The sequence below is a fragment of the Cellvibrio sp. GW822-FHT04B05 genome (assembly GCF_058800985.1).
The window spans coordinates 114,529-138,537 of record NZ_JBXAMU010000001.1 but is presented as its reverse complement, the minus strand read 5'-3'; the positions used below and the strand labels follow the sequence as shown (position 1 = coordinate 138,537).

Here is a 24,009-nt window from a genome sequence, read left to right as displayed (position 1 = left end):
GCTCTCTTGTTAAAGATAACCCACAAATAATAACTCAGGTTTGCAAATAGAAGCCTTCGTTAAAACTTGGCGCGCAGTGACAATGTATAACGACGATCCATCACGAACCAGCTACGACCGCCAGTCATACCTTTATCATTGAGAATTGCCAATGTTTTGGTTTGCTCGTTAGTCAAGTTGGTCCCCTGAAGCCCGACGGTAATATTATCGTTGATGTTGTACATGATCGACGCATCCAACATACCAATATCATCAGACCACAATGGATATTTTGAAATTACGTCACGAGTGGTTAACAAATATTTTGAACGCCAGTTATAGGCCGCACGAACTTGCCAATCATATTTTTCATACATCAGCGTAAAGTTGACAGTTTCTTCCGATTGCCCTTGTAGCGGTACATTGTTCAGGTTTACACGTGCACCCGTATCATTCTCACCACCATCAGCCCAGCTGGAATTTTCATAATCCTCTTCATTATGGGGAACACCGGAAGAGCTGATTTTGGTAAAGGTACCCTGAACGCCCAAACCATCCCATGGAGATGGGAGGAAATCAAAGAATTGTTGATAAGCCAACTCGTACCCATACATTTTGCCCTCACCACCATTGCGGGTAGTGGTAAGTTCTACCTGACGAACCTCATCCGGATAAATCGGGTTTGGAATGGTTTCAGAGACTGCGCCTTGAACAAAGAAATTGGAAAGATCTTTGTAGAATATGGTTCCGGTCAAAGAGCCGGTCGGTGCAAAGTACCACTCCAGAGAAACGTCATACTGGTCTGATTCCATCGGCATCAAACGTGTGTTACCACCTGAACCGCGCCACTCGTCAACCCACATTTTATTAGGAACACGTACAGTAGTCGGTGCACCGTCACTGCCAGTTACGGTATATGAATCGTAAGTGACTTCGTATTGGTCGGTGCTCATGGTGACATTGTTACGTACGTCGCCCATGTCTGGATAAGCAACCGCTTTTGCATAGGCAAAACGCGCTAACAAATCATTCGATAGCTCCATTTTTACGTTCAAGCTTGGTAAAAAGGTATCGTAACTGGACTCAGCGTCGCTGAAGCCTGCGGCAGTATCACCATAACGACGATCTGCTGCATTCAACCAGTTATAGCCTTTGCTTACCCAGGAGTTGTTTGTATCTTCCATAAAGGCTCTTACATCACTATAAGTACCATCTGCAATCTTGCTTTCCATGTAGGCTTTTACAGATGCACCAGTCAATGGAGTACTCAATCCCGCTGGCGGGGCATCAGTAGCAGGAACGTAGTTTTTATCCACTTCGGCAGTTTTAACGTAGCCGCGAGAAGCACGATCCAGCTCAACATAACGAACACCAATGTTACCCGCGATTGGATAGGTTAAATCGTCGAAACCAAAATCAACGCGCACATAAGCTGCTTTATTGGTTTCACTGGTAATAGCGATATCACTGGGCTGGAACAAACCGTATTTTGCGTCGTTGCCTGCAAGGCAGTGATAAGGATTGTAACTGCCTGCAGCTGAGCGCTCAGGGAAGCCCGCATCGCCTGGACACAAACGGTTATCACGGATATTGGCCACTACGTCGCGCTTGATACCCAGCATTTTGTTGCCGCCTTCAATATCAATCACGCCGCCACGATGGAAGTTACTCCAATCGTTAACTTGTACCCAATCTGCCTGGCCTGGTGTGTGGTCAATATACAGTGCGCCCGCTGAATACTCTGGCGCAACCGAGCCCCAACCCCAACTGGTCGAGCGCACAGTTTGCTCGCGCTCAGCCCAACGAATACCTGTTTTTACGCCCTTAAGTGCACCGGCATCTTCAAATTCACGGGTAATATCCAAACGCACGGCATCGGCATCACCTTCTGAGCGCTCATAGTGGCTCATGCCTGAACGCCACCAATAGCTGGTGGGATCGGTGAAATAATTGGTGTCACCGGCGGGATCATTACTAAAGCCCGGTACGTTTGCATAAGCGGCTAACCATGCATCACGATTAGCATCGCGAGCGCCGCCCCACGGCTCGGTTAATTTCATGGAGGGTGTACTGCCACGAAGGTCAACTTCTTGCAAACCAGCAACCGCCAGATGCAGTACCAGGTCATCGTTAGAGGTTTCAGCCTGAACATGTTGGGCATCCAACTCCACCGTCCAGAGGTCATCCGGAGTCCACTTCACATTTGCGCTGAAATCCTCAACCAGGGTTTCGCCCGCTACCCCGCGAGTATCAACCTGGAATTTTTGACCAAATTGTGGTCTGGGCGTTGGAATACCGCTCCAGGAGTTTGGATAGCGAATATTAGCCGGCTCTTGCCAGCTTTCATCCGCATTTTGATGACCTGCCTGGCCACTTGCACGCCAATCACCGCTACCATCAGACATTTGTCCGGCCAGGAAGCGACCTTTATCATCAAACAAAAACTCAGTTCCGGTAACAGGGCGAATTCGACGATCGCCATCTTTATAGCCACCCTGGTATTTCATGGCATCTTCCCACCAATCCAGCTTCGAGTTAGAGCGGATGTATTCGGTGGTTACCAGGAATTTGTCATCAAGATCTTTCCATTGGAAAGAAGCATTTATACCCTCACGGGTACGCTGGTCTTCTTTTACGAGGAAGTTGGTTGCAGATGGCAACCACACTTCACCGTAAGTAGCATAATCTGTAGTGGCCATTCCAGGGCAGGCAACACCGCTTGCGCGTTTATCAAACGCTTCTGCACCCGGCAACCAACAAGGAATGTAACGCTTGTAGGCATCGGACTGGATATTATGGTTTTCGGTGATCATTTCTGATTTAACAGCGTTAATCAAAAACCCGAATTCACCGGCATTGGTTTCCCAGCGATTACTAAACAAACCGGAAATCGTTGGCTTGGTTTCTTCTGACAAATCACCATACGTTGCTTCTGCGCTGAACGCGGTCATCATGCCACTTTGATCAAATGGCTTACGGGTACGTAAGCTCACGGTACCGCCGATCCCCCCCTCAACCATGTCCGCCTGCTGGTTTTTATAAACATCAACACCGGCCATCATTTCAGGAGAAACATCCTGGAATGACAAACCGCGGCCAGAGTTGGCAGTGAAAGAATCACGGCCATTAAATTCCGAACGGGTTGCAGTCATACCGCGGATTACTGCGCCCGACCCCTCCGCCGACATATGATCCGGATCATCCACTGCTGCAAAGCGCTCAATGGAGATGCCGGGAATACGTTGCATAGCCTCAAGCACAGAACGATCAGGCAGCGCACCGATATCGGATGCCGAAACAGAGTCTACAAAGGTCGATGCATTACGCTTTACATCCTGCGCATTCTGCAGGCTTTGACGCATACCAGTAACAATAACCTCTTCCACAACTCCATCAGCTTTCTGCGCTGGAGCATCCTGCGCAAAAGCGGGAGCACCCAATGCCATGATGCACATAGCTAACATTGATCGTTTGAATTTTATATTTTGTTGATGAACTGCTTTTTGATTTTTATGAAAAACCATAGCCAACCCCTTTGTTAACATTATGATCAGGTGATTTTTATAGTGCCTGCAGCCCTCTCAGGCGTGAGGACTTCTTGAGCTCTGTTGAATATTATGTAGTCAAGTCATCTTGCATACTTGTAAACAAAAAATCGCAAGATACCTTATCCTACCCCTATGTCGATTAATGTGTCAATCTGACTATAAGTGTTTTTTATTCAATAGATGATCCGTACCAGCCAAAATTGACAGCGCTATCATTTAAAAATCAATTCATCAATTGCCCGTGATTTGATATTTCGTAAATAAAAAAACCCGCTGTAAAAAGCGGGTTTTTTGGCGACATAAAAGTGTGATCTTACATCGTGAAAGGATGGCGTAACACTATAGTTTCTATGCGGTCTGGCCCGGTTGAAATGATGTCAATTGGAGCCTTGATCAACGCTTCTAAACGGCTGATGTAAGCGCGCGCATTGGCGGGGAGCTCATCCAGAGTTTGTGCGCCAACAGTAGACTCACTCCAACCCGGCATCTCTTCATAAATTGGCTTAATGCCAGCCCAACCATCAGCGTCATATGGCATACCAACAATCGGATTACCTTTCGCATCCTGATAGCCAATACAGATCTTTACGGTTTCCAAACCGTCGAGCACATCCAGTTTGGTCAAGCAAATGCCCGTCACACTGTTGATACGGTTGGCATGACGTACCGCTACCGCATCGAACCAACCACAACGGCGTTTACGACCGGTGGTCGCACCGAATTCATGACCTTTCTTGCCCAAGTATTCGCCAATTTCACATCCCAACTCGGTTGGGAAAGGGCCAGAACCAACACGGGTGGTGTAAGCCTTGGTGATACCCAGTACGTAATCCAGATAAAGCGGGCCGAAACCGGACCCGGTCGCTGTACCACCAGCAGTGGTATTGGATGAGGTCACAAAAGGATAAGTACCATGGTCAATATCCAGTAATGAGCCTTGTGCCCCCTCAAACAGGATACTTTCACCCTGCTCGCGCGCAGTATGTAACAACTCGGTCACATCAACCATCATCGGGAGCAACTGTTCAGCCCAAAGTTTGCAGTCAGCAAGCACTTTATCGAAATCAACCGCTTCAACTTTGAAATAATTAGTCAGCACAAAATTATGATAACCAAGGATTTCTTTGAGCTTAACAGCAAAGCTATCCAGATTAACCAGATCGCCCAAACGCAAACCGCGACGGGCAACTTTATCTTCATAAGCCGGGCCAATGCCGCGGCCGGTAGTGCCGATTTTGGCATCGCCACGCGCCAGTTCGCGCGCCTGATCCAGAGCCACATGGTAAGGAAGAATCAATGGACAGGCAGGTGATAAACGCAGATTTTTACGCACCTCTACACCCGTTTCTTCCAAACCTTTAATTTCTTTCAGCAAAGCCTCGGGCGACAGCACTACACCATTGCCGATCAGGCAAGTAACGCCCTCACGCAAGATGCCGGAAGGGATCAAGTGAAGCACGGTCTTTTTACCGTCAATCACCAAGGTGTGACCAGCATTGTGGCCACCTTGAAAACGCGTTACCAAGGAGACCTGATCGGTCAACAAATCCACGATCTTGCCTTTACCTTCGTCACCCCATTGGGTGCCCAATACCACGACATTCTTGCCCATGACTGGTTTAACTCTCTGTGCTGGATAAAAAGAAAACTGACTGATTAAAGTGCTACGACCTGGTAGCGACCATCTTGTAACAATAACTGGCGATCACAACCCAGTTCCGCGACATTGGCGTCACTGCTGACCGCAATAATACGCTGGCCTTGTTGCCGTAAAGTCTGGATCGTCAGCCATTGCTGCGCATCACCGGTTTCAACTACAGCGATAGCGGGCACACTGATTTTACCAAGCAAGCCCAGCTTACTGATCGCGGTGATGTCGACCGCAAAACCGGTAGCAGGACGCGCGCGCCCAAATACTTCACCGATATGGTCGTAACGGCCGCCGCTGGCAATCGGATTACCATAACCGGGCGCAAAGGCGGCAAATACCAAACCGGTAAGATAGTGATAACCGCGCAACTCACCCAAATCAAAATAAAGCTCAGCGGTCGGATAACGCTGCTCAATTACCTGCGCAACCTCAGTTAATTGGTCAACCGCCGCCTGGGCAGCTACAACACCGCTAAACACGTTACGGGCGCGCTGCAGAACAGCCTTGTTGCCCGCCAAGGTTGGTAATGCTGAAAACAATTCGGCTTTGTTTGGATCGGCTATGTTAGCGGAAACCCAGGTGCGAATTTCAGTAGTAGCTTTACGCTGCAAAAGCTCAAAAAACGTTTCTTCCTGCGATTTGGTCAAACCGGCATCGGCAGCAATGGCGCGATAAATACCGACATGCCCCAAATCGATATGCAACCGCGGCAGACCTGCCACTTGCAGTGACTCAAGTAAAAGCGATACAACTTCTATATCAGCCGCGATTCCTGCCTCACCGTAACACTCAAGCCCCGCCTGAATAGGCGTACGGGTTGCGAGGGGATTCTTGGGCCGGGTATGCACGACATGACCGGCATAGCACAGGCGATTAGCGCCTGCGCGATTAAAACTGTGGGCATCCATACGTGCAGTTTGCGGGGTGATATCCGCCCGGATGCCCAGGGTGCGTCCACTTAATTGATCAGTTACCTTGAACGTCAGCAGGTCGACATCGCGCCCCAAGCCAATCAATAAGGAATCGGTATATTCCAGCAGCGGCGGGATCACCATGTCGTAGCCCCAGGTGCTGTAAAGATCCAGCAGGCGGCGACGCAAACTATCAATGGCTTTGGCCTCGGCGGGAAGAATTTCCTCCACTCCATCCGGTAACAGCCAACGATCAGCGTAGGTCATAAGCGACTCTAGGTTAAATGCAGGTTTAAATGCGGAAAATCCGGCAAGCACGCATAAAAAAACCGAGCGGCGGGCTCGGTTGCGGCATTTTAACACTGTTTGCCGTTTGATTTGTAGGCCAATTAGCAAGATAAGCCTTACAAAAAAAATCGCCCGCTAAGCGGGCGATTTTCTAGTTTCTACCTTTGGGGTCTTTCAGGTAACGGAAGAAGTCGCTTTTGGGATCAACCACCATCAGGTCTTCTTTACCACTAAAGCTGAGACGGTAAGCGTTCAAGCTGCGGACAAAGCCGTAGAACTCCGGATCTTTACTAAAAGCCTCAGCAAAGATAGCAGCCGCTTTAGCGTCACCATCACCGCGGATACGTTCCGCATCGCGATAGGCATTCGCCTCCAGCACAGCACGCTGCTTATCAGCGTCAGCGGCGATAACTTCAGCCTGTTCCTTACCTTGTGAACGATATTCACGCGCCTCTTTTTCACGGTCAGCCGCCATACGGGCGAAAACTGATTGGCTGGCTTCCGGCGGGAAGTCGATACGTTTTACGCGGATATCTTTAACTTCAATACCAAGCAGCTTTACCGAATCCCGGTTAATACTGGCGGTAATTTCACTCATCAATTCATCGCGCTTGCCGGACACCACATCGTGCAAGGTACGACGACCAAACTGGTTACGCAATCCGTCAGCCACACGTTGGGCCAAACGGTTTTCTGCGATTGCTTCATCACCGTTAGTCGCTTTGTAGTAGGTCTCCACATCCTTTACTTGCCACTTGATGTAGGAATCGACCACCAAACGCTTGTTTTCTACAGTGAAGAAACTTTCCGGAGTCATATCAGCGGTTAATAAACGACCGTCAAACTTGCGCACCTTTTCAGCGAATGGCCATTTGAAGTGCAAACCCGGTGGGACGTCCGATTTAACCAATCGACCGAACTGAAGCACAACCGCGCGCTGGTATTCGGTAACGACATAAATAGTATTAAAAGCCAGTACAAAACCGACAATCAATACGATTAACGCAACAAAACCTTTACTGGACATTAGCGCATCTCCCGACGGACAAGGGGCTTGGGTGACTCAATCGTCTGGGTAGCCCTGCTGTTAAAATTGTCTGCTTGTGATTGCGGCTCAGTTATCGGCGAGCGCGACCCCATACGATCCAACGGCAGGTACAACATATTATTACCGCCCGCGACATCCACCATTACCTTGGAAGAATTTTTCATCACACTTTCCATTGTTTCGATGTAGAGGCGTTGACGAGTCACTTCCGGGGCACGTTTATATTCGGCCAATAAGTTTTCAAAACGATCCGTTTCACCTTCTGCGCGGGCAATAACTTCAGCCTTATAAGCTTCAGCCTCCTCGATCATACGCTGTGAGCGACCACGGGCTTCAGGAATGATGCCGTTGGCATAAGCTTGCGCCTGGTTTTTCAGACGTGCTTCGTCTTCTTTTGCTTTGATCACATCATCAAACGCGGAGCGAACTTCCTCCGGTGGACGAGCCTCCTGGATGTTCACGTTGATAACCTGGATACCCGCGCCGTATGAATCCAGGTAGGTTTGCAAGCGCTGCTTCACTTCCGCTGCAATAGCCTGACGGCCTTCAGACAAAACCTGATTCAATTCAGTTGAGCCAATCACGTGACGCACCGCAGAATCAGTAGCATGGCGCAGGCTGATTTCCGGGTCTTTCACATTGAGCACATAAGCGCGCACATCAGAAACATTAAATTGCACACTGATAGGCAACTCAACAATGCTTTCATCTTCCGTCAGCATCAAACCACGGGATGGGTATTGGCGTTCACCGGTGACGTTAACGATGTATACATCGGTAATGAGCGGTGCATTCCAGTTCAAACCATCGGTTTTGATCTCGGAAAACGCACCAAACTTCAGGACAACCGCGCGCTCTTTGGCATCGACCTGATAAAAGCCGGCGCCAATGTAAAAAACCAGTGCGATAACGGCAACGATTGCAAAGATGGGCCCCAGATTAGCACTGCCAGAAGATCTACCACCTCCTGAGCCACCGCCAAAAATGCCATTCAATTTGTCTTGCAGCTTTTTAAATGCTTCATCAAGGTCCGGCGGGCCGTCTTTATTTTTGCCGCCGTCGCGTCCACCCCAAGGGTCTTTATCTTTTCCCGGTTCATTCCAGGCCATAGTTTTTCTCCACGTAGAAAGTAAAGCTGTATTGGGGTTGCTTAACGAATTTACAACTCCCCGGATAAATCATCAGGCGGCAATACCACCGCCTGATCATCCCAGTTCAAATCATCAAAGGCCATCACCTCGGCACTCAGTATTCGCAATAGGTCATTTTTAGGTATACGTAACTGCAAGAGGCTAGCGCCATCCTCACGGTATTTTTCCTCTGCCACCGCCTGCTGGGCATAGAGCATAGCGCGCAAACGTCCCTGGGTGGGAGTTAATACCAAACAACCGTTGATGACTTCCTTACCCAATAACTCGGAAATAGCCTGTGTGAGCAACTCGCAACCGACCCCGGTTTGGGCGGATAGCCAGACGGCGATAGGTTTACCGGCCTCATCGCGATCAATTTGCGGCTCGGCATCGGTGAGCAGATCCACTTTGTTATAGACGCGCAATTGCGGTAAATCGGCCGCACCTATCTCCTCCAACACCAACTCCACCTGCTCGGTGTTGCGCATACGCTCTTCAGCTGAGGAATCTATCACATGCAAGAGTAAAGTTGAGTTACTGGCCTCTTCTAATGTTGCGCGAAAAGCTTCAACCAGCTTGTGGGGAAGATGACTGATGAATCCCACCGTGTCAGCCATAACGACCGCACCTATGTCGGATAGCTCGATCCGACGCATGGTGGGGTCGAGGGTAGCAAACAATTTATCTACCGCATAAACATCGGCACCGGTGAGGCGATTAAATAATGTGGACTTGCCCGCATTGGTGTAGCCCACCAAGGACACAGTGGGGATCGCGGCACGCTGGCGGGAACGGCGACCTTGCTCGCGCTGCGAGCGCACTTTTTCCAACCGCTGCTCAATCATCGTAATACGATTGCGCAACAACCGGCGGTCAGTTTCCAATTGGGTTTCACCGGGGCCGCGCAAGCCGATCCCGCCTTTTTGCCGCTCAAGGTGGGTCCAGCCTCGAATCAAACGCGTTGCGGTGTGACGTAATTGTGCTAGCTCAACCTGCAACTTACCTTCAAAAGTACGCGCGCGCTGGGCAAAAATATCCAGGATCAACCCGGTGCGATCAAGAACGCGGCACTGGAGGACTTTTTCAAGATTGCGCTCCTGACTCGGTGTCAGGGTATGATTAAAAATCACTAATTCAGCGCTGTGCTCAGCAACCAGATCAGCCAACTCTTGTAGCTTACCGGTACTGATAAGGAATTTTGCGGTGGGAACAATGCGTGAACCGGTCAAGAAAGCAACAGGATCACCACCTGCTGACAACACCAGCTCTTCAAATTCGCGGGGATCTTCGGCATCTTGGCCGTGAGATAAATTCAGGTGAACCAGCACAGCCAGTTCACCCGATTCAGGGCGATCAAAAAACAATTAGCGACCTCGAGGTTGTATCAATGATTTGATAAATTACTCGGCTTGCTCGTCTTCTTCGCCTTCGATACCACCTGCTTCGTTCAGCAGAGGTACGCGCACTGCACGTGATGGTACTACGGTGGAGATTGCATGCTTGTAAACCATTTGGCTTACAGTGTTTTTCAACAGCACGACAAACTGATCAAATGACTCAACCTGGCCTTGTAACTTAATACCATTTACTAAATAAATGGATACAGGCACACGCTCTTTGCGTAGAACGTTCAGGTAAGGGTCTTGTAAGCTATGCCCTTTTGACATGTTTATCTCCTAGGGACAATAAAAATTATAGTAATTACCCACCCAAAACACCTAATACATCCAGTAAGGAAGGGGTGGAAGAAAGCATGAAAATCTGACTAGGGTTCTCACGTGGGCATTATATGGCTGCGCCCCCTATAAAATTCAAGGCGCAACGCACAATTTCTTCCTTTGTGAGTGAAATTCCCTGTTCAGTCTCAGTGTATATCCAGTGTAGTTCACTATTTGATGTTGTCGACCAACCGCGCAACCAAGTGAATTGTCGCTTGGCTAATTGTCGCGTCGCAATAATTCCCCGCTCGATCATCTCGCCGTAATCCAAACGTCCATCGAGATAATCCCACACCTGGCGATAACCCACTGCGCGAATCGCAGGCAAATCCGGATGTAAATCTCCTCGTTGGTGTAGATGCCGAACTTCATCAATCAAGCCACCGGTGAGCATTTTTTCAAATCGCGCAGCAATACGTTGATGCAGGATGGCGCGATCACGCGGTGCTATCGCAAGCTGGCAAACATTGTAGCGCTCGCAAAACGATTGCTGCGCCGAAGGTTGATGCTGCAGCTGGCGCAGCTGCGCCATGGTTTTGCCGCTCACCCGATAAACCTCCAGCGCCCGACTTAGCCGCTGCGAGTGATTGGGATGAATATCGGCTGCCGTTTCAGGATCAACCAACGCCAGTTGCGCGTGAATATGCGGCCAGCCAAACTCTTCTGCCTCGCATTCAATTTGCGCGCGCACTTCAGCATCTGCTGCCGGCATCTCTGCCAGGCCATCCAGCAGCGCGCGAAAATAGAGCATGGTTCCGCCAACCAACAACGGGATTTTCCCCTGCGCATGAATAGCTGCAATTTCGCGCTCAGCATCCGCCAAAAAATCCGCTACCGAATAGGGTTCAGCAGGGTCGCGAATATCGATCAGGCGGTGCGGTGCTAATGCCTGCTCCTGCACAGACGGTTTGGCCGAGCCAATATCCATGCCGCGATAGACCAGGGCGGAATCCACACTGATCAACTCAACCGGCAAATGCTGGCGCAGGGAAATGGCGAGGTCTGTTTTACCGGAGGCCGTTGGCCCCATCAAAAAAATCACCGGCAGTTTTTGCGCAGATGTATTCATATCCACTATTGGCCGCGCATAAATAATTTGTCGAGATCATCGAGCGATTGCAGCAGCCAGGTGGGGCGACCGTGATTGCATTGCCCGCTACGCTCGGTGGCCTCCATATCGCGCAGCAGTGCGTTCATTTCCGGAATTGTCAGCTTGCGATTGGCACGCACTGAACCGTGACAAGCCATGGTGCCGAGAATTTCATTGATGTGATGTTGGATGCGCTCGCTGCTGCCATGCTCAATCAAATCCGACAACACATCGCGCACCAACTGCTCCACTTTTGCGCGATTTAAAATTACCGGCAATTGGCGAATCAATAATGTCTCTGGCCCCGCGCGTTGCAATTCAAAGCCGAGGCTTTTAAAAATATCGTAAAAATTTTCCGCGCAGTCGGCTTCTTTCTGGCTGACTGCAATACTCTCCGGTACCAACAGCGGTTGGGTTTGAATACCGCCGCAGCCAAATGACTCTTTCATACGTTCATAGGTAATACGCTCGTGCGCTGCATGCATATCCACCACAATCAAACCCTGCGCATTTTCCGCCAGAATATAAATACCTTTTAATTGGGCAATGGCGTAACCCAAGGGTGGAATATCATCATTGGAGGTTTCGGGCAACACATAAGTCGCCGCAGTGTTTGTTGAGCGATGCAACTCACCGTAGGTCGCTATTTGCTCGCGCACAGCATCCGGATTAATCGCTGCGGGCTGGTAATTTGACGATGAATAACCAGATCCATAATTATTACCGGCAGACGCCGCACGAAAACCCATGCTCTCCTGTCCTTTAAATTCGCCGGCAGCAATGCCTTGAATTGGTCGAGCCGATGAAAGTGCAAATGAATTTACACCGGGCGCTTCGTCGGCACCCTCACCCAATTCGCGTTTCGCCAAGGTATCTTCCGGGCGGACTTTTGCGAGCGCGTGATGCAAACTTGAATAAATAAAATCATGCACGCTGCGATTATCGCGAAAGCGCACTTCGTGTTTGGTGGGATGCACATTCACATCAACAGTCGACGGGTCCAATTCCAGATACAGCACAAACGCCGGATGGCGACCGTGATATAAAACATCCTGATAAGCCTGCCGCACGGCGTGACTGACGAGCTTGTCGCGAATTGCGCGGCCGTTTACATAAAAATGTTGCAAGTCTGCCTGGCTGCGCGAAAAGGTCGGCAGTGCTACCCACCCCCATAGACGCAATTTCCCTCGATCAGAAGTTCCGCGCTCAATATCAATATGTACTGCATTTTCCATAAACGCCGGTCCACACACTTGTGCAACGCGACGCTCCTGCTCCAATTGCGAATCGCCTGCGCGCCAGGAATAAATTGCGCGGCCGTTGTGACGCAAATTAAAGGCAACGTCAAAACGCGATAACGCTAAACGTTTTACAACGTCTTCAAGATGGGTGTATTCGGTTTTATCGGTGCGCAAAAACTTGCGCCTTGCCGGTGTATTAAAAAATAAATCGCGCACCTCAACCGTAGTACCGCGCGGATGCGGTGCGGGTGACAATTGGGTTTCCATATCGCGCCCTTCGGCGACCACTTGCCAACCGGCACTCTCTTCGTTGGTACTGCTGATCAAGGCGAGGCGCGCAACCGAGCTGATACTCGCGAGCGCTTCACCGCGAAACCCTAAGGTCGCAACGGCTTCAAGATCATCCAATTCATAAATTTTGCTGGTGGCGTGACGGCTGAGTGCGAGAGGCAAATCATCTTTATCAATACCGCCGCCGTTGTCGCGCACGCGCATTAATTTTATCCCGCCCTCTTCAATATCGATTTCAAGGCGCGTTGCACCGGCATCAAGTGCGTTTTCCAGTAATTCTTTAATTACCGAAGAAGGACGCTCCACTACCTCGCCAGCAGCAATCTGGTTGGCGAGGCGCGGGCTGAGCAGTTTAATTTTTCTCATGGGATGCAAATCACGTGAAGACATCAAGTGGTGGGGATTTTAATCGTCTGACCAATTTTTACGGTGGCATTTTTCATATTATTGTGCCGCTGCAATTCGCTGACACTCACGCCGTAAATCGTTGCGATACGCGACAAGGTATCGCCAGCGACCACTTTATGTTGGCGCGGCAGCGCCGGTTTGGCGGCAATGACCGGGCGCGGTTGCACAACGGGCGACGGCGATTGCACTACCGGTTGGCTCGCAACAACAGTGGCATTGCCTGCAGGGATTTTTAATGTTTGGCCGATTTTCACATTGGTATCGCGCATGTTGTTGTATTGCATCAAGCGCTGTACGCTCACGCCGTAACGCGTTGCAATTCCCGACAAACTATCGCCCGACACCACCGCATGTTGCCGCTCAAAATCTTTCACATTGCCCGATTGGACTTGCGCAGCGATATAAGTGCCCGCCGGTGGATGCTGGTAAAAATACTGGCGAATACCTTTGAACACGGAGCCTGCCATTTGCTTGCGATAGGCGACCGTTGCCAGCTTGCGTGCCTCTTCGGGATTGGAGATAAACCCTGTCTCAACCAAAATTGATGGCACATCCGGCGATTTGAGCACCAAAAAGCCCGCTTGTTCCACATGGTGTTTATGCAAATGAGCTATCCCGCCCATCGAATTCAATACGTGATGGCCGACCTGCAAGCTGGAGTTGAGTGTGGCGGTCATGGACAAATCCACCAACACACCGGCCAAGACCTGGTCCTTGTCGCCGAGGCTGATATCACCTACACCGCCGATCAAATCCGATTCGTTTTCACGCTGCGCCAGAAAGCGCGCCGTTTCCGACGTGGCGCCGTTGCGCGAGAGCGCGAACACCGATGCACCGCGGGCGCTGGCTTTGGTGAAAGCATCAGCGTGAATGGAGACAAATAAATCGGCCTTCATAGTACGCGCCAAATCGCGGCGTTTTTTCAGCGGGATAAAGTAATCGCCCGTACGGGTTAGTTTCCCGGAAAACCCCGGCTGCGCATTGATCACAGCAATCAGCTCTTTGGCAATCGCGAGGGTCACTTCTTTTTCGCGCAGGCGATTTGGCCCCATCGCCCCCGGATCTTCACCACCGTGGCCGGCATCAACTGCAATCACAATCGTGCGTTTGCCCTGTAAATCCACATTGGCTGTCGGTAGGCTCGGCTGGGGCACAACAACAGTTTTCTCAACCGCGGTCGCCGGTGTGGTATTAGTGGCAGGCGGTTGCGCACCGCTGACAACCTGGGCGGGAGGCAAACTGGTTGATACAGAAGGCTTTGCCGCCGGGGTGGCGGAAGGAGATGGCGGTGTCGCTGTGGCAACTGCGGTTGAGGGCACCTCATCGTACAGATCGATCACCAGGCGATCATGCATACCGGCGTGCGCTTTGAGCGAGAAACTGTTGGGCGTGACCCTGGCTTTTAAATCCAGCACCAAACGCAAACCGGTTTTATTGTGCACGGAACTGCGGATTACCATCACAGGGGTATCGGCGAGTGGCAAATTACCTAAACCGGCGTTAAGTTTGCTATTGGGGACATCGAGGATAATGCGGTCCGGGTTTCCTGCCAGCGTCAGGCTGTGCTGCACCGGTGCATCCAGATCCAGCACTATGCGGGTGTGATCGGGCGCGCGCCATACACGCACCCCATTAACCGTGGCCGACTGGGCGGCCAGGGCAAAAATTGCAATGCCCAGGCAAAAAACAGCACTCAGCCAGCGAAAAAAAGACATAGGCGATCTCAATAACATCAACAACAATCTGATTGTAATTATGGTGTGGCCGTATGAATACCCCGAACAATCAGGCCGCACAGACTGCACTTTACCGCAAAAAACCGCTTTCGCTCTAGCAAAATTGCCAATTAGGTCACTGATTAATCAGCAGCATAGTCCTCATTCTGCGAAACGGTCGCACGGCCTGGTAATTGCGTTATCGCGATCATCAAAATACTTATCGTACCTATTATGCTATCAATTCAATACCTCGCCTTAGCGCCCTGTGCAAATCTTATGGGCATCACCCCTCACACTAATGCGCATCTTGGGTTGGGCTTTAAAAAAATTAACTTTTCATAAAAGACTAGCCTTTCATAAACTGGCTGATATCAAAAACCTGCGCCGCATGGGCGCGCATAAATTCAATGAATTCCGCTTCCGGCAACGGCCGCGCGACCACATACCCCTGCACGATATCACAGCCATCTTTTTTCAACATTTGCAGGGTTTGGTCATCTTCCACACCTTCGGCAATGGTGATCAAGCCCAGCTCGCGCGCCATTAAAATGGTCGATCGCACTATGCTGTGGTTGCGCGGATTGCCAATCATATCGCCGACAAAAGTGCGGTCTATTTTTAATTCGCGGATCGGAAACAAACTCAAGTATGAGAGCGACGAATAGCCCGTACCAAAATCATCAACTGAAGCGTAGATGCCCAACTCACTCAATTGGGTCAGCACTTTTTTAACGTGCTGTGGATCAGATGCAACCGAAGTTTCGGTCAACTCAAGTTTGATATCACTGGCCACGCCCTGATAGCGGATCAATGCCTGGCTGATAATGTCAGCGAGATTGGATTCAATCACATCGTAAGCGGCGATATTGACGCTCACGCAACAAGGTAAATCGCGCTTGCGCAATAACACGGCAACACGCACCGCTTCGTCGATCATCTGCGCCGTTACCTGTTCAATCAAACCGGAGTTTTCCAACAGCGGAATAAACACATTTGGTGGCACCAATCCCAGGCGCGGATGCTGCCAACGCACCAGAATTTCAGCCGATAAAATTTTGCCAGTGCGCAAATCCAATTGCGGCTGGAACACCGGGAAAACTCCTTGCACATTGCCATCGATAAAAATCGAAATAATATCCAGATCGACCCGGCTCGGTTCCATCGCCGGCTCATAAGCCAGCCAGCGACGACGGCGCAATTCGCTCATCGCCAATGCAGTTTCTGCGTGCCGCATTAATTTTCCCGCCGAGCGGCCGTGCTCGGGCCAATAGGCAGAACCGCCGACAAATTGCGAACTCAATCCAGGATCTGATGCCGCCATATCGCTGTTCAGTTGGTCAAATAAATCCAATGCGTTGCATTTATTTATAAACAACGCAAACACGCCACGCCCCAGATAAGCAGCGAGAGCGTCTTCCATTTTTAACAGATGCATGGCGAATGCACTGACGATCATTTCGGCGCGCGCAACACCAAAAGTGCGCACAATTACATCCAAATCGACCAATTTTAAAATCAGGATTTCTTTCTCTTGCCTGATGGGGCGTTGATGCGCGTGAAAATAATCATCCAGCTGATCGATAAAATACGGCAGCTTGGCAAGGCCGGTTTGAGAATCAACATTAATCGCGCGGCGCAATTCCTGCTCGGCCACTTCACGCTGTTGTAATGCATCGCGCAGTTCGCGGGTACGTTGGTCGACGGTGCGTTTCAAGCTCCAATACCAACTGCCGCCGAGCACCAAGGCGGCGAGCAAAAATGCAAAACCGGCGGAGAAAAAATGTAGCCAGCTATTGTCGGCCTCTGCGGGTTCCAAATCGCGCGACCAAAAGGGCGGCCCGATACGCACCGACGCCCACCCGTGATATTGTTGATGCGCAAATGATTCCTCTTCAGCCTCGCGCACCAGATCACGGTTAAATCCCATCACCTGATTTTTTTCCATCCACTCCAATGGCGGATAGGCAAGATCGCCGCCGAATAAAATCCGCGCGGACGGCTCATAGGCAAAAACGGTATCCGGCAGGAATAACAACAGAACTAAAAAAACGGTGGCGTTGCGGTACGAACTTATCTCATATCGCGGCTTTTCGTAACGTCGTGAACGCTGGCATCTCGCTGCCGGAAATGGGTAACTCAGGCACATCCTTTAACACTCAATTAATGGCAATCCGACACGCGGTCTGTCGAAAGATCAATTAAGCCTAGGGCATGAATAGGATTTTCACCAATCAGGCTGATGGGCAGGCGGAAGCAAGGCGATGATGGCTGCGGAATTGGCGTGCAGCACAAGGCAGCGCCCTTCATCGGCAACGCTGATATCGATCACCAGATCGGGCACCGGCAACACGCCGTCGCCGCGCGCAGGCCATTCGATCAAACAGACGTTATGATCGGTAAAATAATCACGGATGCCCATGTACTCCAGCTCTTCCGGATCGCCCAAGCGGTAGAGATCGAAGTGGTACACCGTTCGCGCTGGAAATTCATAGGCCTCAACCAATGTGTAGGTAGGGCTTTTTACTGCACCGGTGTGACCGAAAGCACGTAAGATTCCGCGCGTGAGCGTGGTTTTGCCTGCGCCCAGATCGCCAAGCAGATGCACGCTCAGGGCGCTGGGATAGTGGGTAAACGCTTGCCCCAGTTGCTCGCCCAGAGCAACCATTTCCGTCTCGTTGTTGGCCTGATAGATAGGCATAGATATATCCAGAATTACCGGTTAAAGCAGCTCACCAAGATAAGGGATTAAATCGGTCGCCAGTAAACTGCGCTGGCCGTGGTCTTCCGCAGCCAAATCAGCGGCGCAGGCGTGGATCACCGCACCAAGGCGTGTACCGTCGCGCGCGCTCAAACCCTGTGCGACCAGACCGCCGAGGATGCCGGAGAGCACATCGCCCATACCGCCACTGGCCATACCGGGATTACCATCCGTCACTACACCAATAAGCCCTTCGGTTGATGCAACCAAACTGCCCGCACCTTTGAGAATGACGCTGGCGTTATAGCGCGCGCTGATCGCCAGCACTGCGGCGAAGCGATCAGCCTGCACCTCGGCGGTGGTGATACCAAGTAAGCGGGCGGCCTCAGCCGGATGCGGCGTAAGTATCCACGGGCTGTCCGGAGTACCCCGCTTGGTGCCGGCAGGCACAACGCGGCTTTCGGCAAGAATATTGAGTGCATCGGCATCCAGCACCAAAGGCAAACCGCTTTTTACCGCCTGCTGCAACATTTGCTCCGACCAGGGCGAACGTCCAAGTCCGGGGCCGACAACCAACAGAGTCGGGCGCGCCAGCAGCGGTTCCAGTTCCTGGCCGGAGACAATCCCGCAGGCCATGATTTCGGGGCGACGCGCGAGTATCGCCGGGATATGTTCCGGTCGTGTGGCGATGCTGACCAAACCGGCACCGGTACGAGCGGCGGCTTCGGCAGCCATCAATGCCGCGCCGCCAAATCCGGTATCGCCACCGATCACCATCACATGGCCAAAATCACCTTTGTGGGCATCGGCAACACGGGGCGCGAGCAGCGGTAAAAGTTTGTTTATTGACAGGCGCTCAGCGCTCGGCGAGACAATATCGTAAGTCGCAGAAGGGATATCCAGATTAGCAAGGACTAACTCACCAGCGACCGCCGGACCGCGACCGGTCAACAATCCGCGCTTGAGCGCGATATAGGGGATGGTCAGCTGCGCTTGTACAACTGCACCGGCAACCGCGCCAGTATCAGCGTTCAAGCCGGAGGGAATATCCAATGCCAATACCGGCAGGCTGCTTTGGTTGATCTGCTCAATTGCCGCGACAAATTCACCCTCAGGCGCGCCGCGCAGGCCAATTCCCAACAGGCCATCCACAATCACGCCGTTCGCCGGTGCCGTCGCCTGGACAAACGGAATAATCTTAACGCCTTCCTGCAGGGCAAATTCGTACGCCTGGAGCGCCTCATCGGTCAGCTTTTCCGGCGCGGCCAATTGGATTACTTGCACCGGTAATAGGCGCTGCGCCGCCAAGGCCGCCAGCACATAGCCGTCGCCACCGTTTTTGCCCGCGCCGCAATAAACACTGATCAATTCAGGTGCCGGAAAGCGCTCGACCAACAAATCAAAGGCCGCACGCCCGGCGCGCTTCATCAATTGGATCGAAGGAATACCACCGGCGATAGCGGCATCATCCAGCGCGTAAACTTCGCTGGCGGTGTAAAGAAAAGGAGACTGGGCGGTAATTTTCATGGGACGCAACCAATAGCGGGCAAGAATGAGGCGCGATTATACGCAAGTTGCCGGAGTGAGGTTAAGGCAGATGAAAACTCAGTCACAAGGAGGGATAAAAGACAGCAATGCGCATCCAAGTTGGCTATATTGGGGAAAATCTCTGTTTTATTGATTCCATAGCTGTAACGGAAACGCATGTCTGAATTTACCCTGCAAGCCATCATCGACGGCGATTCGCTGCAACTGAGCGAAGTTTTCGCCAGTATCGCCGCCACTGAGGCCTCCGATCCCGCCGCACTGCGCCAACAACTCGCCGCTGAATTGCTGAGCCATTTTGTCCGCGCCAATCCCTGGGATGCGCGCCTCCAGTCGCTGCTGGATAACGTCATGCCGGTTGCACTGGCGCAGATCGCTAATGACGACGAATTTTACTGCTCACCCGAACATTTATTGCGCGCTTTTTTCAACACTATCATTCAACCTGCCAGCCGTTGGTGCCCGCGCGATTCAAGGCCCAACCAACAACTTTACGACAAGCTGAGCGAGCTGGTTGCGTTTATCCTGCATTACCGGTCGAACAATGACCAGACTGTTCCCGCCGCCAACATGCAACAGCATCTGGAGGAGTTCAATAATTGGCTTGCCGCTGAAGACAAACGCGCCGCCATGCTTGAAGCGCGTTTGTGCGAAACCGAACTGGCGAACCTGAAATTAACCAGTGCCGAAACCCGCGTGACCGACTCCATTAACCACAACCTCGCCCAGCGCCCGCTCCCTACCGAATTGCACAGCACCATCACCGGCACACTGAAAAGTGAATTGCAGTATTGGGCATTTAATACCAGCCCGGTTGAGTTACCCCAGCTACCTTTATGGAAAAGTTGGCAGCGACTATTACCTGCCATCGGCCAATTGTTTTCCGGTGACGGCATCGAGGTTGATGACCAATTACTCTACGACCAAATCCCGTTAGTGATCGCCGAATTGGAGCGCAGCCTGCAGCATCCCACCAGTAACGCCCAAGCTTACGCCCAATTTGTCGAGCAGCTGAATCGCTGCTTGATGAATGCGATCCAAAAGCAGCCGCTTGAATGCACACGCTTCCCGACAATCGCCAATGCCAACGGCCAAAACGATGCCAACACGCGGGTGCCGCGTGCGCTCTTGCAGCAGACCGAGAATATCCAGCCGGGCGATTGGATTATCTTCGATGGCAAAGTGACGGACGAAGGTGTCGATAACATCCGCTGTAAACTCGCCTTCAAAAATCCGGAGCTCGACCAATTCCTGTTTGTCGATCACACCGGGCGCAAAGTGATGAATAAAAGCACCAAGGATCTCGCGCTCTGCTTATCCACCGGAATCGCGCGACCGCTGCCCAGCCAGCACCTTACCGATGCAATCAACCAACAACTGGCCACGCTGATTGAGCGCGCAAATCGTAGCGTGCAAGCACAATTACTCCTGCATAAAAACAAAGCCGAACAAGTCGTGCGCGCGATTATCGCCCAGCAACAAGCCGCTGCCGAAGCAGCAGAGCGCGAGCGCGCCGCTGAACAGGAACGCCTGCATGAGCAATTGGAAGCGCGCCGCGCCGCCGCACGCAAAGCGATGATGGAAGCGCGCGCATTGGCAGATGAAAAAATACGGCGCGAGGCAGAACAGGCGGTCCAAGCCGAGCGTTTACGCATCGAACAAGAAGCAACCCAAGTCGCCGAAATCATTGCAAAACAGCAACAGGCGGCGCAAAGTATCAACGAATTACAAGTGGGTGCCTGGCTGGACATTAGCAACAAATCAAATCCGGACGAAAAATTGCGCGCGAAGTTATCGGTGATTATCAACTCGACCGGAAAATACATTTTTGCTGATCAAGTCGGACGAAAACTGGGCGAATACGCGCGCGAACAATTAATTGCGCTGATGATCGACGATAAAATAAAAATACTGCGCAATGGCGATAACTTTGAAGACCAGTTGGCCAAAGTCATTCGCGGGTTACGCCGCGATATATCTTAAGTCTGGCGTAAGTGGTAATAGGCAGCCGCAAACCAGTGATAATAAGCTGTAAAAACAGGTGTCAATAATAAATACGGGCGACCAGCAATGGGAAAAACACTCATGAACAATAACGATCAACGCCAGGAGTATCGGCTTGATAACCAGCTGACGGTGATCATCGAACTCGGCTCATCCGCCAATGGCGAGCCAATCCTGGTCGTCAGTAAAAGCCTGGATATTTCCGCCAACGGTATGCGCGTCATCGCCAACGAAGCTATCGCCACCGACATCATCCTGCGCTGCTGCATCCGCGACTCGCAAAGCGACCGCCAGTTCCTGCTCGTCACCGAAGTCAAATGGTGCCGCCCCCACGAAAGTGAAGGCGATTATTTAATCGGCCTGAGCCTGTTCGATTCTGACGGAACCGATATTGTGCAATGGAAGGAATTTATTGCGCAGAGTTGCGCGGATTGATTCAGCTCGCAACAGCAAGCGCGCGAGCTGATAGAGAAAGGATGTAAGCCAGTTTTTATTTCAACAAATACACCACATACACCTGCGCGGTAATTTTCATAACACCCGGCTCAAAGGGTTCAGTTGAATCAGCCATACGCATAGCACCGATTTCTTTTGCAGAACTTCCCATCAGATTGCGATTCGGGTTCAACTCCCAGCGCTCATTGCCGCGATTATTAAATTCTGAAATTGACCAGGGCGCGCCCAGGGTTTGCCCTTGCGACTTAGCCAAGCGACCAGCGCGGGCTTTGGCATCTTCCATCGCCGCAGTTTGCACTTTCTCTTCCACAGCTTTTTTATCAGCGACGGTTAAATTGGTATTAATCGTTTCGGAAATTTTTGCGTCGACCAGCGCTTTCATCATCTCGGGATATTTTTTCAAATCGCGCAGTTTGATGTCGACCTGACGGGAAACGTTATTGCCAGTCAACACACGTTGGTTGTCTTTGTATTCATATTCCGGGCGAATATTTAATGCGGTTGTGGCGATGTCATTGGCTTTAATACCGAATTTTTTGCTGGCATCGATTAATAAACGCGAGCGTCTGTCTACATCTGCTTTGGCTTTGGCAAGGTCGATATCGACGGTCTGGATGCTGAGCGTAAAGGTCATCATATCCGGCTCGACTTCAATCTCGGCCGAACCTTCCACATAAACGTGCGGTTGCGCAGGCAGCGGGGTGGCAAATGCGGGAATGCTCAACAACAGGGATGCAACAGCGGGAATCAAGAATTTCATACAAATACTCCGTTTAAAATGTCATGTTCACTATAGCGGCGAAGTCTGAACATCAACAAAATCAAATGTTTAAAAATGTAATACGCATCAATGTGACCACGTGATCATGCCGGAAACAGCGCAGGCAATCAGTGCGTTGCCAATCATGTCGCTCATGTAAGTGGGATCAATTTCAGGCAAAATAACACCCTCATCCGTCCGCCATTGATAGCCTATGACCCAGCTCGACCTGCACCAACTTGCCAGCGATATCAAACGCTGGGGCCGCGAACTGGGTTTTCAGCAACTGGGTATTACCGATATTGAACTGGGCGATGCGGAAATCCGCCTCAAAGAATGGCTGGCGAAGGGTTATCACGGCAGCATGGAATGGCTCGCCACCCACGGCAACAAACGCTCGCGCCCGGCGGAATTGCTGCCCGGCACGGTGCGGGTGATATCGGTGCGTATGAATTATCTTCCAGGTGACACTCAACAAATCAAAATCCTCAAAGACCCGACCAAAGCCTATATTTCCCGCTATGCGCTGGGGCGCGATTATCACAAGCTGATCCGCAAACGCCTGAGCCTGCTCGCACAAAAAATCGACGATGCGCTACCGGAGGATTATCCATTCAAAGGCCAGAACCGCGCGTTTGTGGATAGCGCACCGGTAATGGAGCGCCCGCTTGCCGAAAAGGCAGGTTTGGGCTGGACGGGAAAACATACGCTGATCATAAACAGCGAAGCGGGCAGTTGGTTTTTCCTCGGCGAGATTTTTACCTTCGTCCCGTTACCGGTTGATCAACCCGAGCAACCCAATCAATGCGGCGAATGCACCGCCTGCTTAAAAGTCTGTCCCACCGATGCCTTCCCCCGTCCTTATGAACTGGACGCGCGCCGCTGCATCTCTTACCTGACCATCGAAAATAAAGGCAGCATCCCTGAAGAATTCCGCGAACCCATGGGCAATCGCGTGTTTGGCTGCGATGACTGCCAAGCCATTTGCCCTTGGAATAAATACGCCCGATTCACCAACGAGAGCGATTTTTTACCACGCCACGGTTTGGCCGACAGCGACTTGATATCGCTCTTTAACTGGACCGAAGAAGAGTTCTTAACCCGTACCGAGGGCTCGGCAATCCGCCGGATCGGCTATGAAGGATGGCTGAGGAATTTGGCGGTGGGCTTGGGCAATGCACCTAATGATGAGCAAATCATTGCATCACTAACCGCAAAAAAGGCAACAAGCTCGACGCTGGTAAATGAACATATCGACTGGGCGCTAGCCCAACAAGCCCAGCCCAATCGCCGCCGCAAGCGCAAGATCCAACAAGTGCGCATCTCACATTGAGTAAAACAATCATTAAAATAGCGAGAAGTTTTCTCGTCTCGTCTGTTTTTTTGCGCCACAAACAGGAATAATACGCACCCCTTCAAGAGCGCAGCCAATAGAGCAGCGCCGTTACATAGAATCGGTCAATCACTGCTCCCTGGAGTTTTCAGGCCAGCATTCGGGTGACATTAGCGACCGGAACTGTCCTGT

General features: G+C 51.3%; 17 protein-coding genes. 3 read left to right on the top strand and 14 right to left on the bottom strand.

The window, feature by feature from the left end:
• Positions 1–59: 59 nt before the first annotated feature.
• The 13 genes from AC1RJL_RS00635 to AC1RJL_RS00575 form a co-directional block, all read right to left on the bottom strand.
• On the bottom strand, positions 60–3,503 hold the full coding sequence (locus tag AC1RJL_RS00635) for a TonB-dependent receptor (protein ID WP_492910804.1): 3,444 nt from the start codon (positions 3,501–3,503) through the stop codon (positions 60–62).
• Between the two features lie 337 nt (positions 3,504–3,840).
• Positions 3,841–5,139, bottom strand: a complete 1,299-nt coding sequence (locus AC1RJL_RS00630) for an adenylosuccinate synthase (RefSeq protein WP_492910803.1) — start codon at positions 5,137–5,139, stop codon at positions 3,841–3,843.
• 44 nt (positions 5,140–5,183) lie between these two features.
• Positions 5,184–6,356: an ATP phosphoribosyltransferase regulatory subunit gene (locus tag AC1RJL_RS00625; protein ID WP_492910802.1), complete on the bottom strand. Its 1,173-nt coding sequence runs from the start codon at positions 6,354–6,356 to the stop codon at positions 5,184–5,186.
• Positions 6,357–6,528: 172 nt separating this feature from the next.
• Positions 6,529–7,404, bottom strand: coding sequence for a protease modulator HflC (gene hflC, locus AC1RJL_RS00620; protein ID WP_492910801.1), 876 nt, complete (start codon positions 7,402–7,404; stop codon positions 6,529–6,531).
• Positions 7,404–8,534, bottom strand: coding sequence for an FtsH protease activity modulator HflK (gene hflK / locus AC1RJL_RS00615; protein WP_492910800.1), 1,131 nt, complete (start codon positions 8,532–8,534; stop codon positions 7,404–7,406). Before hflK ends, hflC begins: the two co-directional genes overlap by 1 nt.
• 50 nt (positions 8,535–8,584) lie before the next feature.
• On the bottom strand, positions 8,585–9,919 hold the full coding sequence (gene hflX, locus AC1RJL_RS00610; RefSeq protein ID WP_492910799.1) for a ribosome rescue GTPase HflX: 1,335 nt from the start codon (positions 9,917–9,919) through the stop codon (positions 8,585–8,587).
• 36 nt (positions 9,920–9,955) lie between these two features.
• Complete coding sequence (gene hfq / locus AC1RJL_RS00605; protein ID WP_039912679.1) at positions 9,956–10,222, bottom strand: RNA chaperone Hfq; 267 nt, start codon at positions 10,220–10,222, stop codon at positions 9,956–9,958.
• 118 nt (positions 10,223–10,340) lie between these two features.
• Positions 10,341–11,342 carry a tRNA (adenosine(37)-N6)-dimethylallyltransferase MiaA gene (gene miaA, locus AC1RJL_RS00600; protein ID WP_492910798.1) on the bottom strand — a complete coding sequence of 334 codons (1,002 nt, stop codon included), beginning with the start codon at positions 11,340–11,342 and terminating at the stop codon, positions 10,341–10,343.
• Between the two features lie 5 nt (positions 11,343–11,347).
• On the bottom strand, positions 11,348–13,261 hold the full coding sequence (gene mutL / locus AC1RJL_RS00595; protein WP_492910797.1) for a DNA mismatch repair endonuclease MutL: 1,914 nt from the start codon (positions 13,259–13,261) through the stop codon (positions 11,348–11,350).
• 23 nt (positions 13,262–13,284) lie between these two features.
• Positions 13,285–15,018, bottom strand: a complete 1,734-nt coding sequence (locus tag AC1RJL_RS00590) for an N-acetylmuramoyl-L-alanine amidase (protein ID WP_492910796.1) — start codon at positions 15,016–15,018, stop codon at positions 13,285–13,287.
• Positions 15,019–15,367: 349 nt separating this feature from the next.
• The gene (locus AC1RJL_RS00585; protein ID WP_492910795.1) at positions 15,368–17,167 is read right to left on the bottom strand and encodes an EAL domain-containing protein; all 1,800 of its coding nucleotides are present in this window, start codon (positions 17,165–17,167) and stop codon (positions 15,368–15,370) included.
• A 78-nt stretch (positions 17,168–17,245) separates the two neighbouring features.
• Complete coding sequence (gene tsaE / locus AC1RJL_RS00580; protein WP_492910794.1) at positions 17,246–17,719, bottom strand: tRNA (adenosine(37)-N6)-threonylcarbamoyltransferase complex ATPase subunit type 1 TsaE; 474 nt, start codon at positions 17,717–17,719, stop codon at positions 17,246–17,248.
• 21 nt (positions 17,720–17,740) lie between these two features.
• Entirely contained in the window at positions 17,741–19,246 is a 1,506-nt protein-coding gene (locus AC1RJL_RS00575; protein ID WP_492910793.1) for an NAD(P)H-hydrate dehydratase, read from the bottom strand.
• A gap of 177 nt (positions 19,247–19,423) precedes the next feature.
• Here AC1RJL_RS00575 and AC1RJL_RS00570 point away from each other — a divergent pair, with 177 nt between their 5' ends.
• Positions 19,424–21,247 carry a hypothetical protein gene (locus AC1RJL_RS00570; RefSeq protein WP_492910792.1) on the top strand — a complete coding sequence of 608 codons (1,824 nt, stop codon included), beginning with the start codon at positions 19,424–19,426 and terminating at the stop codon, positions 21,245–21,247.
• 87 nt (positions 21,248–21,334) lie between these two features.
• Entirely contained in the window at positions 21,335–21,703 is a 369-nt protein-coding gene (locus tag AC1RJL_RS00565) for a PilZ domain-containing protein (protein ID WP_492910791.1), read from the top strand.
• Positions 21,704–21,758: 55 nt separating this feature from the next.
• Here AC1RJL_RS00565 and AC1RJL_RS00560 read toward each other — a convergent pair whose 3' ends face one another.
• A complete protein-coding gene (locus AC1RJL_RS00560; protein WP_492910790.1) occupies positions 21,759–22,484 on the bottom strand; it encodes an SIMPL domain-containing protein in 726 nt (241 codons plus the stop codon).
• Positions 22,485–22,698: 214 nt separating this feature from the next.
• Here AC1RJL_RS00560 and queG point away from each other — a divergent pair, with 214 nt between their 5' ends.
• Positions 22,699–23,817: a tRNA epoxyqueuosine(34) reductase QueG gene (gene queG / locus AC1RJL_RS00555; protein WP_492910789.1), complete on the top strand. Its 1,119-nt coding sequence runs from the start codon at positions 22,699–22,701 to the stop codon at positions 23,815–23,817.
• Positions 23,818–24,009: the final 192 nt, after the last annotated feature.